This is a genomic window from Streptomyces sp. 4N124, from assembly GCF_052245395.1.
In the GTDB taxonomy this organism is placed as follows: Bacteria; Actinomycetota; Actinomycetes; order Streptomycetales; family Streptomycetaceae; genus Streptomyces.
Genome location: NZ_JBQQBS010000004.1, coordinates 139,913 through 154,199, shown reverse-complemented (window position 1 = coordinate 154,199; position 14,287 = coordinate 139,913). Strand labels below are relative to the sequence as shown.

The following is a 14,287-nucleotide window of genomic DNA, read 5'->3' as shown; positions in this document are numbered from 1 at the left end:
GAGGGCGGGGAGCTTCGGCATGTGGGGGGTGCGGAAGACCGGATCAGTTCGGGGCGTGGGGGCCGTCGTAGAGGTTCCAGGGCAGGTGCTGGTACTCGCGGTCGCAGGGGGTGCCGGCCGTGACGTGGTAGTCGCCCGCGGTGAGGTCCACACAGGAGGACACGAGTGTGGACCAGTGCCTGACCTCGGGTTTGCGTGGGTCGGCGTGGGTGCAGAGGGACTCGGGGAAGCCGAGGTGGTCCGACATCGCCTGCTTGATCAGCTTGCGGGACTCGTCCGGACCGGTGGCCTCGCGCAGCAGACGCAGGCCGTCCTCGGCGCGGGGGACGCGGACGAGCGAGTCGGGGGAAAGCGGCCGGTAGTCCGCGGCGAGGGCGACGGGGACGCCGGCCTGGTAGTGGTTGCCGTGTACGAGCAGTCCGTCCGTCGGGTACATCCAGCCGTGGCCTGCCGGGGTGGTCTCGATGTCGACGGCGAAGCCTTCACGGCAGGTCAGCAGGGCGTTGCTGGCGATGTGCGCACGGGTCTGGCAGAGCACCTCCAGCGCGTCCGTGATGCTCGACTGGTCCAGGACGCTGCGCCGGATCACGGTCTGCGGCAGTCCCACGGCGTCGTCGAAGCGTCCGCCGAGGCCGTTGGCGTTGAGGGCGATGCCCGCGGAGTTGGCGCCCTGGCGGCCGATCTGCCCGGCCTCCACCTGCATGATCACGGTGGGTTTCGGCGGCTGGACGATCCGGAGCATGACGACGGTGTCGCCGACTCCCGCCCGCCAGTCCCAGTTCTGGCCCGCCCACACATGGCCGTCACCGCTCGCCGGGCCGTACGCGGCGAACGAGGTGCAGCCCTCGGCGGGCTCCTCCTCCGCTACGGTCGTACGCCCTTCCCGCATCCGCGCGAAGGAGTCGTCGTAGATGACCTCGCCGCGTGCGTTCAGCGCGAGCACGTCGAGCAGGTCGACGCCGGCACCGTCGGCGATGCCCTGCATCTCCTCCAGCAGGTGGGGCGCGTAGTCACGGACGGGCTCCAGCCAGCGGGCGGCACGCGCGGTGACCTGCGGCCAGGTCAGGCCGGAGGACACACCGAAGGCCTCCGCGTAGTAGTCGAGGGCTGCGCCCAGCTGGGGCGCCACGGCCTCTCCGTACTGCCGGCCCCTCTGGGACGGGGTCCCGGAGATGTCAACGACCGGAAGGCTGCGTTTCATTGAGAGGCTCCTAGGAGGACCGACAGACCGAGTGCCGTAACATTCATTCCAGGTGTTCATGTTCTTGGAACGAGTTGTTCAGAGCGTAACGTCGATGCCACGGGAGTCAAGAGTCGTAATGGAAATTTCACAGGCAGGCAGTGCGGCCCCCGGAGGCCTGACGCGCCTGCGGGCCACCGTCCGCGAGCTGTGGGAGGAGCTGTCCGCCTCCGAGCGGACCGTCGCGCAGTATCTGGTGAGCGCCCCGGTGGAACAGGTGATGTTCGCCAGCACCCAGGAGCTGGGCACCGCCAGCGGCACCAGCAACGCCACCGTCGTACGCGCCCTCCAGCGCCTGGGATACGCCGGACTGCCCGCGCTCAAGCGGGAGTTGGCCGCCGACTTCACCGCCGCCCAGGCCCCCGACGTCCGGCTCGCCCAGCGCATCGCCCATGTCGGCAAGGACCTCGACAAGATCTGGAACGACGTCTTCGACGAGACCCAGGAACGCGTCGACCAGTGCCGCCGGCTCGCCGACACCAAGGCTCTGGAACGAGCGGTCACGGTCCTGGCCGAGGCCCGCGAGGTGCTCTGCTACGGAGTGGCCGCCTGCGAACTGGCGGCACGCCACCTGGCCCGCTCCCTCGGCCGCATCGGCCGCCGGGCCCGCTTCGTCGGAGACACCGGCTTCGCCCTCGCCGACGCGCTGCTCGCCCTCGGCCAGGGCGATGCCGTCGTGATCTTCCAGCCGGGGCGGCCGCTGTCCGAACTCACCGTGCTGGTCGAACGGGCCCGCGCGGTCGGCGCCCGGGTCGTCTTCGTGACCGACGAACTGAGCGAGGCCTTCGGGGACCGCGTCGACTCGGTCCTGCTCGCCCCCTACACCCCGACCGGAAGCACCAATGAAGCGCTGACCGGCCTCGTCATCGCGGACGTCCTCCTGCTCGCCCTCACCACGCTCGACGAGACGTCCGCCGTCGAGCACGCCCACCAGCTCGACGCTCTGCGCGGCCAGTTGCTCAACCCAGGGGGGCGCACGCGGTGACGCGTTGAGCCCTGTATGCGCCCCGCGTATGTGGGTAAGAATGCGCCATAGAAGTGATCATGTGGCCGAGGTGTCCTGACGCCTCCCCCGCCGCCAACTTTCCGGGAAAGCAGGTCGGTCGCCGTGCAGTTGCGTCTGCCTACGTCCATACCCGAAGTGCAGGAGTGCCTGGCCGACGGGGCGGTGCCGATAGGCGGGGCGACGCTGGTGTGGGCCACCTGGCAGCGGGACGGCTTCCCCGAACTGGCCGTGTCGCTGCGCGAACTGCCGGAGGCCAACACGATCGGGGCCGAGGAGTTGGGCGCGGCCGTCGTGCTGCATCAGATCGACGACCGTGTGCCGGAGGTGCTGCACCGGGCGGCGGCCGGTGTCGGAACCGGAGCGGTGCGCCGGGCGGCCACGGTCGGCGGCAACCTGGTCGGCAGCACGCTGCGCTGTCTGCTGCCCGCGGCAGTCGTACTGGACGCCCGCGCGGTGGTATTGGAACCGGAGGGGCTCTTCGAGACCGACCTCTCCGACGTGCTGGCCAAACACCATCTGCTGGTCGGCCTGCGCTGGAGTGCACCGATCATCAGCGGCTATCGCAAACTGGAGGCCGAAGCGGGCGGACCGCCTCCGTTCGTCGTCGCCTCCGCCCTGCACGCCGACGACGGCGGCAACCGACTGCGCGTCGCCGTCCGCGACGGCTACGAAGTCCTCAGCGGCAGTGTCGCGTGTGCCGAAGACAGCGCGGACGCGCTCGACGCCCTGCACCGCACCGACCTCGGCACACTCGACTCCACCGCCTGGGAGACGGTCCGCCGGCACGCCACCGAACTGCTGACCCGCTCCGTCAGCGGGTGATCAGGCCCCGCTCTCCGGGTCGCAGCACCCTTCACGCCGCATCTGGCGGCTGACCTCCAGCCAGTCCTGGGCAGCCGACGCCCGGTACGACTGCGCGGACTCGAAGGCCTCGACCAGGTCAGCCTGTTCGAACAGGATGCCGCCGCGCAGGACCGCGACCGTGCGGATCAGGGTGGCGAAGTCGGTGAACGGGTCGCCGTCGACGAGGGTGAGGTCGGCGAGCTTGCCCTCCTCCACCGTGCCCAGATCGTCGTCGGCGCCGAAGACCCGTGCGGGCAGCAGGGTTGCGGTGCGCAGCGCGTCGGCCGGCGACAGGCCGGAGCGGTGCAGTGCGCGCAGGGCCAGGTGCAGATGCAGCCCGACCGGGACGAGCGGCTGGTCCGTGCCCAGCGCGATCATGCCGCCGCCCGCCAGGATGCGCCGGTAGACGTCCATCTCCCGGGACAGCGTCGCCAGTTGGGCCTCGGTCGGTGGCACCCCGGCCTGCTGCCCTACCAGCGCGGTGTCCCACGGCGGCATCAGAGCGGTGACGCGCGGGTCGTCCGCGAGCGCGGGGTCGGCGCCGAGCAGGGGCGCGGCCGTGAACGGTGTGGCCACGAGGTGGAAGCCGGCGCGGGTGTAGATCTCCACGACGTCCTGGTACGCACGCCCTGCGGCGGAGGTCGCGTGCCCGAACTCCAGCCGCTGCGTGGCCTGCAGATGGGTCGTCAGGTCCTGTCCCAACTGCACACCCGGCGTGCACAGATGGCTGCCACTGCGCACGCCGAGCCGGTGGTGCCCGAAGTCGGCGGCCTCCTTCATCACCCAGCCCGGGGCTCTTACGTACGTCTTCACGAAATCCCAGTCCAGCGCGGCCCCGCGTGCCAGTGAACGGCGCAGGCCCTCGGGGGTGCCGTGGGCCCGGCCCATGCTGTAGGCGACACGCGGCCCGTCCAGGAGTTCGCCGGTGGCCAGCAGCCTGGGTCCGGCGAGGGCCCCGGCGGCGACCGCTTCCCGGATGCGGGCCTGCTCGTAGGCGAAGCCTCCCAGCGAGACGGCCGTCGTGACGCCGTAGGCGACTTGGAGGGCGGTCTGGCGACCACCGTAAGTCGACTGCCAGGGGTGGGTGTGCGCGTCCCACAGGCCCGGGATCACGGTGCGGTCGCTCGCGTCGATGTGGCGTGCGGCCGGGCGGCCGCCGCGGTGCGGTGAAACCTCCGCGATACGGCCGTCGCGGATCACGACATCGATGTCCTCGCGCACTTCGGACCCGGTGCCGTCCCAGAGGCGGCCCGCGCGCACGACCGTGTCGGCCGGGCGCGGTCTGCGGTAGTCCAGCGGGACGCGCACGGTACGGGACTTGCCGGTGCCGATGTCGATCAGACGCAGGGTGCCCGCGGAGAGGTGGAGGAGGGTGCGGGCGTCGGCGGACCAGGAAGGGTGGTCGGCGGGCTCGGTGGTGAGTTGGCGCGGCTCACCGTCGGGGGTGCCGTCGGGCCGGACCGGCAGCAGCCACAGCGCCGACTCCGCGACCACGGCCATCCAGCGGCCGTCCGGGGACCAGACGGGCCCGGAGTCGTAGCGGTCCGCGAGCGAGGTGTGCGGGGCGAGGGCGTGCAGGACGGCGGTCCCGGTGGTGGTGTCGACGACCCGGATGAGGTTGTAGCCCTCACGGAAGCGCTGGTTGAGGCGGTTGCGGTCGCACAGAGCCACGTACCGGCCGTCCGGCGACCAGCTGGGGCGGCCGGGCAGTCCGCCCGCGCCGAGGGGAGCGGCGAGGACCCGTTCGGCGCCGTCGGGCAGGTCGCGCACCACGAGGTTGCCGGACATGTCCAGGCAGGCCAGCCGCGTCCCGTCCGGTGAGAGCGCCGGGAAGACCCGGCCACCCTGGGCGAGCACGGTCTCCTCGCCGGAGCCGAGGTCGTGGCGCCGCACGGCGAGCAGGCCGTCGCGGTCATCGCAGCACACCAGCGCCCTGCCGTCGGGCGTCCATGTCGGCGCCAGCACATAGCGCGTGGCGGGGACTTGGAGGACCTTGCGCGGTGCGCGACCGCCCGTGGTGTCGGCGGTCCACAGCGCGTTCAGGGCGGCGAAGGCGACGGAGCGGCCGTCCGGGGACAGGGCGGGCAGGTGCAGCGCGCGGACGGGACGGCTGCCGGCGCCGCCGAAGTCGTACGACTTTCCGCGGTAGCGGGGCCGGTCCACGGGCAGCGTGGCCGTGAACGGGATCTCCTCGCCGTCGCCCGGGGTAGCCGGGTCGACCAGGCGGAAGTGGCCGTCGATGTTCAGCAGCAGGCGCTCGCCGTCCGTCCAGCGGGGCGGCGCCGGGAGGACGTCGCCGGCGAGGGCGACCGGTTCGCCGTCGACGATCAGGGTGCAGGAGGCCGCGGGCGATGCGGTGGTGCGCAGGTAGGTCAGCCGTCCGGTGGGCGAGACGGCGGGGGTCATCAGCTGGGCACCGGAGTCGTCGGTGTGCTCGGTGGTGACCGGGCCCGAGCCGTCGGCGGCCACCGACGCGACGGTGGTCGCGCGGAGGGTGCCCGTCTCGGTGACGGCCGCACGGACGAAGAGCACCCGCTCGCCGTCCGGCGACCAGGTGGGGTCGAAGTCCTCCCAGCGGGCGCCCTGTCCGGGACCCTCCTGGCCGGGGCGGCCGGTGAGCCGGGTCAGCGCGCCCGTGCGCACGTCCACGACCCAGATGCGGTACGGGGCGCCGGTCACGGTGTCGCCGCCGCGCTCGGAGGCGAACGCGATCCGGGTGCCGTCCGGCGACCAGGCCGGACCCCGGTCGTCCCACGGCCCGTCGGTGAGCCGGCGCAGCCCGGTGCCGTCGGGACGCAGTGTCCAGAGGTGGAAGCCGCCGCCTCGGTAGGCGCACACGACGAGACGGCTGCCGTCGGGCGAGTACTGCGGGCGCGTGGGTTCGAGGCCGGGCGGGGTGAGTGCGACGGCGGGGCCTCCGTCGCGGGGGACGGACCAGAGAACGTTCTGGACCTCGGCGATCAGCCGGTCCCCGGAGGGGGCGAGGGTCGCGGAACCGCCTGTTGCCGCGGTGAAGGTGAGGGTCGTCGTACCGGACGCGGCGGTCGCGGTGACGGTGGCGAGCGCGGTGGCCGTGGCGGTGGCGGTGGCGGTGGCTTGAAGGAATCTACGACGGGAGAGCGGGCCGGAACGGGGGGCGTCCGAGGTGCCTTCGGTGTCCAAGAGAGCTCCCAGTGCACGGAGTTGGTGTGCCGGACAAGAGAGACCGCTGAGGGCAACGTACGGGGCGGTGCCCGCTTGCGGACCCCGCCCCGACGTATCTCAGCCGATCTTCACTCCTCAGCGTTTCCGGTACGCCGCGGTGACCTCGACCTCCACCAGCCAGCCCTTGACGGCGAGGGAGGCCACCTCCATCGTGGCGCGCGCCGGGCGCGCCTTGTTGGCGAGGAGCGGCTGCTTCGGGGCGGATGTGCCCATGGGCACCGGCACGACCTGATGTGTCGTCAGGTCGATGTTGGCGAAATACTGCCGGTAGGCGCGGTTCCAGCCCGCGTAATCGGCGGTCTCGGTGCCGGGCGGCTTCATCAGATAGCACTTCATCGTGATGACGTCGGCCGGAGTGAGGCCCGCGGCCGCCAGGTTGGTCTTGATGTTGCGCAGCACGACGAGCGCCTGTGCCTCGGTGATCGTGACCCCTTCGGCGCCCTCGGTGAGGGACGGGTCGGTGTAGTACTCCGGGGTGCCTTGCGGCGCCGAGGGGTTGAGCGCGGAGGGCCCGAGACCGCTGCTCTGGTACACGGCCACCTCCCCGCCCATCGCAACGCCGTTCGCGATGGCCGGGTTGGACTGGCCCTCGGGCAGCATGACGCGCACCTCCTTGGCGCCGGGCCACCAGCCCCGGGCGTCGGCGAGCGCGGTGCCGCCGGTGAGGAGCGACGCGGTCAGCGCCGTACCGATGACTGCCTTCGTACGCCGCTTCATGCGGCCATCACCCTCTCGTGGATGTCGGTCACGACCTTGCGGGCCGAGGTGAACGCGCCGTGCTGCCAGGCGATGACGTGGCTGAGCCAGTCGCCGGCGAAGTACACGTGTCCTGCGGGCTGGTTGAGAAGCCGGTACTCGGGTCCGTTCTGCGAGGGCCAGCCCACCCAGCCGGCCTCGATGTGCGGGGTGCGGTGCCAGGCCACGCTGAAGGAGCGGTCGAGTTCGGTGCGGTACTTCTCGCCGTGGATCTTCACACCGCGGCTCACCGCCCGCGCGACGCGTTCTTTGTGCGGCAGGGCGCTGTACGCGAGGGCGTTCGCGCCGAAATTGTAGTAGCCGATGAGGGTGCCGCGGCGGCCGAAGTGGCCGTGGGACGGATACCAGATGGTGGCCAGGTCCGTATCGGTGGGCGTGATCCCTCCGTAGATGTGCTCGTCGGTCTCCCACCAGCGGCTGCGGTACTCCAGGCCGATCTTGCCGACGGGTGTCGGACTCGGGTATTTCAGCGCGGCGGTGACGTCGGCGCCGAGGTTGTGCTTGATGCGGGCCATGACCATGGGCGGCACGGCGGCCACCACGAAGTCGGCGTGACGGGTGCGGGTACGGCCCTGCGCGTCCTTGTAGGTGACGTCGGCGCCGTCCGCCAGGTTCTTCACCTCCAGCACCTCGGCGCCGTACGTGATCCGGTCCCGTCCGATCGCCTCGGCGAGGGCGTGGGGGATGGCGTCCATGCCGCCCACGGGCTGGAACATGAGCATGGCCTGGTCATAGCCGAACTCGAAGGAGAAGCGCTGCCCGACACCGCTCGCGATGACGTCCGACAGCGAGGGCACCGACCCCAGGACTGTGCCCGCCTCGAACGCGGCCCCCGGCTCTACGGAGTAACCGCGCCGGTCGGTGCCCGTGTAGGCGAAGCCGTCCGCCTTGCCCTTGATGGCACCGAAGTTCTGCAGGAAGGCGATCAGCCGCTCCTTGTCGGTGGCGGTGAGCCGCGCGTCGAGGGCGCCCTGGTCGGTGGCCTTGGCGAGGAGTTCGGAGACGTAGCCGAAGACGTCGGCCTTCGCGGTGCGCCAGCGGATCGGCTGTCCGGCGAGGGCGGCGCTGTTCTCGTGGTAGATGTACGCGTTGGCGTTCTGGTTGGTGAACACCTCGACGGGGACGCCGAGTTCACGGCAGTACTCGAGCGTGACATGCGACTGGGGCAGCCGGGCGGGCCCCGCGTTCATGTACTGGCCCTTGGAGAACGACGCTGTCTGTTTCCGGCCGTCCAGATCGGTCAGGGTGGTGCCGCCGCGCACGGTCCAGTTGCGGCCGCCGGGCCGGTCCTTCGCCTCCAGGATCCGGCAGTCGTATCCCGCCTTGCGCAGTTCGAACGCGGTGGCCAGGCCGGCGATGCCACCGCCGAGCACCAGGACCTTCTTGGCGCTGTGGCCACTGAGTGCGAAGTCGCTCCCGCTGGGTGCCCGGTACTCCGCTGCCCGTACGTCCGGCACCGGCGCGAGTCCCAGCGCGCCCATCGCCGAGTAGAGCACCCCCGCGCCCCCGGCGACCCCCACGGAACGCAGGAAGTCGCGCCTGGATGCCGCGGATCTCTGTTCAGCCATCCACTCCTCCACATCCGCGCCCGCTGTCCGGACGCGTCATCGTCCGATCAACCCGGTCACGTGGGGGGCGAGTTGTCGCTGAGACCGGAGGAACCCCATGAGCGTCCGTCAGGGGTGTTACGGCTCCATACCAATGACGTATCCGTGGCATGAGCATGCGAGTGGGGTGGACGCGATCGGGAGCCGGCCACTGCCTTAACCTTTGGCGGGTGAACGCACCAGGGGACATGGTCGACGGACGCTTCGAACTGCTCGGGCGGCTCGGCAGCGGGGGGATGGGCACGGTATGGCGGGCCCGGGACACCGTGCTGCATCGCGAGGTCGCCCTCAAGGCCGTACGCCCGGACGCCGAGAACTCTCCCGTCGTACGCGAGCGGGTCATGCGCGAGGCGCGGGCACTGGCGCGGCTCAACAGCCCGCATGTGGTGACGGTCCATCAGATCATCGAGGCGGACCCCCACCCGTGGATCGTGATGGAGCTGGTGCCGGGCATTTCGCTCCAACAGCGGCTGGCCGACGGCCCGTTGGTCCCGGTGGAGGCGGCGTGCATCGGCCGTCAGGTGCTCTCCGGCCTGCGCACCGCGCACGCGGCCGGCATCCGGCACCGGGACGTCAAACCCGCGAACATCCTCCTCTCCCCCGACGGCACCGCCGTGCTCACCGACTTCGGCATCGCCGCCCTCCAGGGGGCGACCGCGCTGACGGCCACGGGCGAATTCGTCGGCTCGCCCGAGTACATCGCTCCCGAGTGCCTCCGCGGGCGCGACAACGACCCGGCGTCCGATCTGTGGTCCCTGGGGCTGGTCCTGTACGTGTGCGTGGAGGGCGTGAGTCCGCTGCGCCGCACGAGCACGCTCGGCACGCTGGCCGCGGTGCTCGAGGACCCGGTGCCCCCGCCCGTGCGCTCCGGCCCACTCGCCCCCGTGCTCCAGTCCCTCCTGGTACGCGACCCGGCGGCACGCCCCCGCGCCGAGCAGCTGGACGCGATGCTGGCGCAGGTCGAGTCCGGTACCGCACCGCACTGGGCGCAGCCGACACTCGTCGCGGCACCGACGCCGACCACTACTCCAACTCCGCCTCCGCCGCCGGCGCCTGTGGTGACGCCCGCACCGCAGGACCCCACCCGCCCTCAGCTGTCGGGCCGCCGCCGTACTCCGGTCCTCGTCGCCGTGGCCGCCGTCGTGGCCGTCGGTGCGGCGGTGGCTCTCGCCCTCGCCCTGCCCGGCTCCGGCTCCGGCGACAAGGAGAAGAAGGCGGGCGCGGAGCGCGACGCCACCGCGAGCACGCCCTCCGCTCCGGACGCCCGCACCAGTCCCAGCCCTACTGAGACGCCCGAACGCACACCGTCAGCCGCGCCGCCCGAGTCCGCGCCGTCCTCCAGACCGGCCGGCGACGGCGGCTGGGTCGCCCAGCTCCACTCCGAACCGGTCTCGACGGGCACCGCGGCCCGCGATCAACGCCTCGCCGTGATCCGCGAGTCGGTGCCCGAGGCCGTCTACGTGCGCAGTGACGACTTCGCCTCGCTCCGCCCGGGCTACTGGGTGTTCTACGCCCCGGGCCCGTTCGCCGACGGCCGGGCGGCACTGTCCTTCTGCGCCGAGCGCGGGCGGACGACGCCGAACACCTGCATGGGCCGCTATCTGAGCACCAGCCCGGCCGACTTCGCTCTCCAGTGCCGACCGCCGGCGACGAGCCCTACGGGCCGCTGCACCCGCGCCTCCGGCTGACGGGCGGCCTCACTACCGGTCGGCCGACGGTGTCGTCAGGGGCAGCGCGGCGAACGTGTGCTGCTCCCACAGGCGCCGGGAGGCCTCCTCCGGGTAGGCGGTGACCTGCGCCTCGACGTCGAGAAGCTGCACGAGGCGCTGCTGGGGGTCGTACGCGGGCCAGCCCGGGTCGCCCGTGGTGGCGAAGTCGGTCCACGCGGAGCGGAAGCGGGCGGAGAGGGCCTCGGTCTCGGGGGTCGGCGCGGTCCCGATGAGCAGCTGGCCGAGGCCGCCGTAGATGCCGAAGGTCAGCGGCACGTCGAGGCCGTGGCAGGCGCCCAGGGCGCCGCCGTTCGCCGGGGCCGGCCAGGTCAGTTCGTACAGGTGGGCCCGGCCGCCGCCCGCGGCCTGTGCCTGGGCCAGGTGCAGTGAGGGCATGCGGAACAGCCAGTCGGACTGGACGAGTTCGAAGAGGTACTCCGCGGAGGCCTCCGGGAACGCGGCGCGGTAGTCCCGCTCGGCGTCCGGCGTCGGCCCGAACATGCCGAGAGCCATGGACGCCAGCCCCTCGTCGACCCGGCCGAGCATCCCGCCGAGCAGGAGGAAGAGGCGGAACTCGTCCCGGTTGTGCCCGGTGATCAGCTCCACGTCGCGCGCGGCACCGCTCGCCAGCGCCTCCCACGGTGTGGTGGGCAGAACGTCACCGTCGACCACCGGCGAGAAGGGTGTGGGGGTGAGGGCGACGGAGCCCCACCGGTGCACGTACTCGCGCATGCGGGCGGTCAGCGCGGCCCCGGCCTCGGGCAGCTTGCGCGGGTCCACGCCGGACAGGTCGGCGACCGTCGGACGCAGCCCCAGTTCACCGGCCAGGGCCTCGGCGATGTCCCGGGCGAGCGCGGCTGAGAAGTAGGTGCCGGGCACGCTCTGGGCGATCGCCCGGTGGAACAGGCCGCGGGACCGGTCCATGGTCATCAGCGCGGCGATGGATCCGGCGCCGGCCGACTCGCCGAAGACGGTGACCTGGCCGGGGTCGCCGCCGAACGCGGCGACGTTCTCGCGCACCCACTCCAGGGCGGCGACCTGGTCCAGCAGCCCCCGGTTCGCGGGGGTGCCCTCGATCTCGAGGAATCCCTCGATGCCGACGCGGTAGTTGAGCGTGACCACGACGAGGTCACCGTCGCGGGCAAGGCGGCTGCCGTCGTAGGCGGGATCGTCGGCGGAGCCCATCTTGTAGGCACCGCCGTAGATCCACACCATCACCGGCCGGCGGGCCGCGGGATCCGCGTCGGGCGTCCAGACATTCACCGTCAGCCACTCGTCCCCGGCGGCGGGGTCCACGGCGGCGACGGGCACGGGCCCCATCGGCTCCTGCGGCGGAGGCGGCCCGAAAACGAACGCCTCCCGCACCCCGTCCCAGCGGTCCGCCGGCCTGGGCGCCGCGAAGCGCGCCGCGCCCACCGGCGGCTGCGCGTACGGGATGCCACGGAAGACCGCGAGGCCCTCCTCACGGCGACCGCGGACCGCACCCGCCGCGGTCATGGCCTCCGGAAACTCGCCACTGCTCATAGCCGACTCCTCGAGGGACCTCCGTCCGGCTTCTGGAGCAGCCGGAAGTGTTTCTGGCCTGTGAACAATACTTCGCTTCGCGAACCGAGGAAGGGCCCGCGGGCACGAAATTCAATTCGTCCGGCCCGCCCTGCCCGCCCAGCGCGCGGGCCGTGGTTTCAACTGCCGTGCCATGCAACCTCCAGGCGATCCGGACCCTCATATCAGGGCAAGGGGGCGAGCGCACGGAGAGGAGTGTTCGTTGGACGGTATCGAGACTTCCGCCATGGGCGCCGACACGTCCAAGGACGGGCCGGATCGGCGGGGGGTGTCGCGCCGGGGGTTCATGGTCTATTCGCTCGCCGCGTCCACGCTGACCGTCGCGGCTCCCCTCGGCTGCGACGCGCCCCGGGCCGAAGGTGCGGAGCCGAGGGCTCAGGGCGCGCGCGGGGCATCCGACGTCGTCGTGCGGGGCACCGACGAGGAGATGCTCGTCCTGGAGGTCACCGAGGCGAACAAGGTGGTCGTACGGCTGCCGCGGGTCGAGGTCGGCCAGGGCATCACCACCGCGGTCGCCATGATGATCGCCGAGGAACTGGACGCCCGGCTGGTGGATGTGCGCATCCCGCTCGCCGACGCCCGCAGCAAGGGCAATCAGTACACGGGCGGTTCGAACTCGGTCAGTTCGCTGTACGGCCCCGCGCGCAACCTGGCCGCCACCGCACGGGCCCGGCTGGTGACCGCGGCGGCCCGGCGCTGGGGCCTTCCGGCCCGCACCCTGCGTACGTGGAACACCATGGTCATCGCGCCGGACGGACGTACGGCCACGTACGGCTCCCTGACCGCGAGCGCGGCCGGAATCCGTCGGCCGGCGGTCTCCAGCAAGCCAAAACCGGCGTCCCGGCACCGGGTGATCGGGCGGCCGGCGACCCGGATCGACGCGCGGGACATCGTCACAGGCAAGGCGAAGTACACCGGAGACCTGTCGGTGGCCGGAGCGAAGCCGACCGTGGTGGCCCGGCCGCCGACGATCGGGGGGAAGGTCGTCTCGGTGGACTCGCGGGTGGCGCGGGCGATGCCGGGTGTCCTGAAGGTCGTCAAGGTCGACACCGGTGTCGCCGTCGTGGCGGACTCCTTCCATCACGCCTTCAAGGCCAGGGACGCCCTGCGCATCACCTGGGCTCCTGGTCCGCTGGCCCGGCTGTCCGACGCCGCGATCCGCGCCCGGCTGCGGGCCGCCGTCCCCGCGCTCGGGGCTCCGCCCCGGGGATCGGCGCAGGTGGCGGGCGAGTTCGAGTTCGCCTTCGTCAGCCATGCGCCGATGGAGGTACTGACCACGGTGGCCGATGTGCGGGCCGATCGCGCCGAGCTCTGGTTCTCCTCCCAGACCCCCATGGACGCACGGGACAGCATCGCCTCCGCCGTCGGCCTGCCGGCGTCGAAGGTCAAGGTCCATGTCCTGCGGGGCGGCGGCTCGTTCGGGCGGCGGCTGAACTACGACTTCGCGATCGAGGCGGCCCTGATCTCGAAGGCCGCCCGCCGGCCGGTGAAGCTGATGTGGAGCCGCGCCGACGACATCCGGCACGGCAGGATGCGCCCGGCCTCCCACCACCGGATCCGCGCCAGCCACGCACGGGGCCGGGTGGTGGCCTTCGCCCATGCGACGGCGTCGGTGAGCGAGTCGTACGACGGACTTTCCACGCAGGGCGCCGCGGCCCCGCTCCCCAGCGACAGCGGCCTCTACAACTTCGGGCGTATTTCAGGGGATTCGGGCTCGGTGGAGCTGGCGATGCCGCTGGGCGCCTGGCGCTCGGTGGACTCCGGGACGACGCGGACCGCGGAGGAGATCGTCGTCGACGAGATCGCCAGGAGCCTGGGCAAGGATCCGGTCGCCTTCCGTCGTACGACACTCAGGAGCAAGTCCGTCAAAGCCGTACTGGACAAGGTCGCCGCCGCCGGGAAATGGGGCAGGGCCCTGCCGGACGGCCGGGCCCAGGGTGTGGCCGTGCACGAGGAGTACGGCTCCTGTGTGGCCTGTCTGGTCGAGATCGACGCCACCGATCCGAAGCAGCCCCGGGTGACCAAGGTCGTCATGGCGGCCGACGTCGGTACGGCCGTCAACCCGCGCGGCCTCGAGGCCCAGCTCATGGGAACCGCGATCGACGGCATCTCCACCGTGCTGCGGGCCGGACTGCACATCGACCGGGGCGCCGTCCGCGAGGACAGCTTCGCCGACTTCCGCTACGCACGCCAGCAGGACGCCCCTCTCCACTTCGAGGCGCACATCCTGCCCTCCCGCCGGGAGCCCGGCGGAGCCGGCGAACTCGGTGTCCCGGCCGCGGCCGGCGCCGTCGCCAACGCCTACGCCCGCGCGACCGGGACCCGGCCCCGCCGCTTCCCGATCAACTTCTGAGAAGGT

Annotated in this window: 9 protein-coding genes; 4 read left to right on the top strand and 5 right to left on the bottom strand. The window is 72.1% G+C overall.

The genetic code is table 11. The features are described 5' to 3' along the window. Positions 1–43: 43 nt before the first annotated feature. On the bottom strand, positions 44–1,201 hold the full coding sequence (locus ACTWQO_RS05875) for a C45 family autoproteolytic acyltransferase/hydolase (RefSeq protein WP_443236137.1): 1,158 nt from the start codon (positions 1,199–1,201) through the stop codon (positions 44–46). Positions 1,202–1,319: 118 nt separating this feature from the next. On the opposite strand from ACTWQO_RS05875, the gene ACTWQO_RS05870 reads away from it, so the two are divergent. Continuing rightward, the gene (locus ACTWQO_RS05870; protein WP_443236136.1) at positions 1,320–2,225 is read left to right on the top strand and encodes a MurR/RpiR family transcriptional regulator; all 906 of its coding nucleotides are present in this window, start codon (positions 1,320–1,322) and stop codon (positions 2,223–2,225) included. Positions 2,226–2,348: 123 nt separating this feature from the next. Beyond that, complete coding sequence (locus ACTWQO_RS05865) at positions 2,349–3,068, top strand: FAD binding domain-containing protein (RefSeq protein ID WP_443236135.1); 720 nt, start codon at positions 2,349–2,351, stop codon at positions 3,066–3,068. On the opposite strand, the gene ACTWQO_RS05860 is transcribed toward ACTWQO_RS05865, so the two are convergent. The 3 genes from ACTWQO_RS05860 to ACTWQO_RS05850 all read right to left on the bottom strand — a co-directional run bounded on the left by ACTWQO_RS05860 (position 3,069) and on the right by ACTWQO_RS05850 (position 8,617). Then, positions 3,069–6,251 (bottom strand): amidohydrolase family protein, encoded by a 3,183-nt coding sequence (locus ACTWQO_RS05860; protein WP_443236134.1) that lies wholly within the window; start codon positions 6,249–6,251, stop codon positions 3,069–3,071. Positions 6,252–6,368: 117 nt separating this feature from the next. Continuing rightward, the gene (locus ACTWQO_RS05855; protein WP_443236133.1) at positions 6,369–7,010 is read right to left on the bottom strand and encodes a Rid family hydrolase; all 642 of its coding nucleotides are present in this window, start codon (positions 7,008–7,010) and stop codon (positions 6,369–6,371) included. Further along, positions 7,007–8,617: a flavin monoamine oxidase family protein gene (locus ACTWQO_RS05850; RefSeq protein ID WP_443236132.1), complete on the bottom strand. Its 1,611-nt coding sequence runs from the start codon at positions 8,615–8,617 to the stop codon at positions 7,007–7,009. Before ACTWQO_RS05850 ends, ACTWQO_RS05855 begins: the two co-directional genes overlap by 4 nt. Before the next feature lie 209 nt (positions 8,618–8,826). Between ACTWQO_RS05850 and ACTWQO_RS05845 the strand changes: the two genes are divergently transcribed. Beyond that, complete coding sequence (locus tag ACTWQO_RS05845) at positions 8,827–10,344, top strand: serine/threonine-protein kinase (RefSeq protein WP_443236131.1); 1,518 nt, start codon at positions 8,827–8,829, stop codon at positions 10,342–10,344. Positions 10,345–10,356: 12 nt separating this feature from the next. Here ACTWQO_RS05845 and ACTWQO_RS05840 read toward each other — a convergent pair whose 3' ends face one another. Further along, positions 10,357–11,889, bottom strand: coding sequence for a carboxylesterase/lipase family protein (locus ACTWQO_RS05840; protein WP_443236130.1), 1,533 nt, complete (start codon positions 11,887–11,889; stop codon positions 10,357–10,359). Between the two features lie 325 nt (positions 11,890–12,214). Between ACTWQO_RS05840 and ACTWQO_RS05835 the strand changes: the two genes are divergently transcribed. Then, the gene (locus ACTWQO_RS05835) at positions 12,215–14,281 is read left to right on the top strand and encodes a molybdopterin cofactor-binding domain-containing protein (protein ID WP_443236233.1); all 2,067 of its coding nucleotides are present in this window, start codon (positions 12,215–12,217) and stop codon (positions 14,279–14,281) included. Positions 14,282–14,287: the final 6 nt, after the last annotated feature.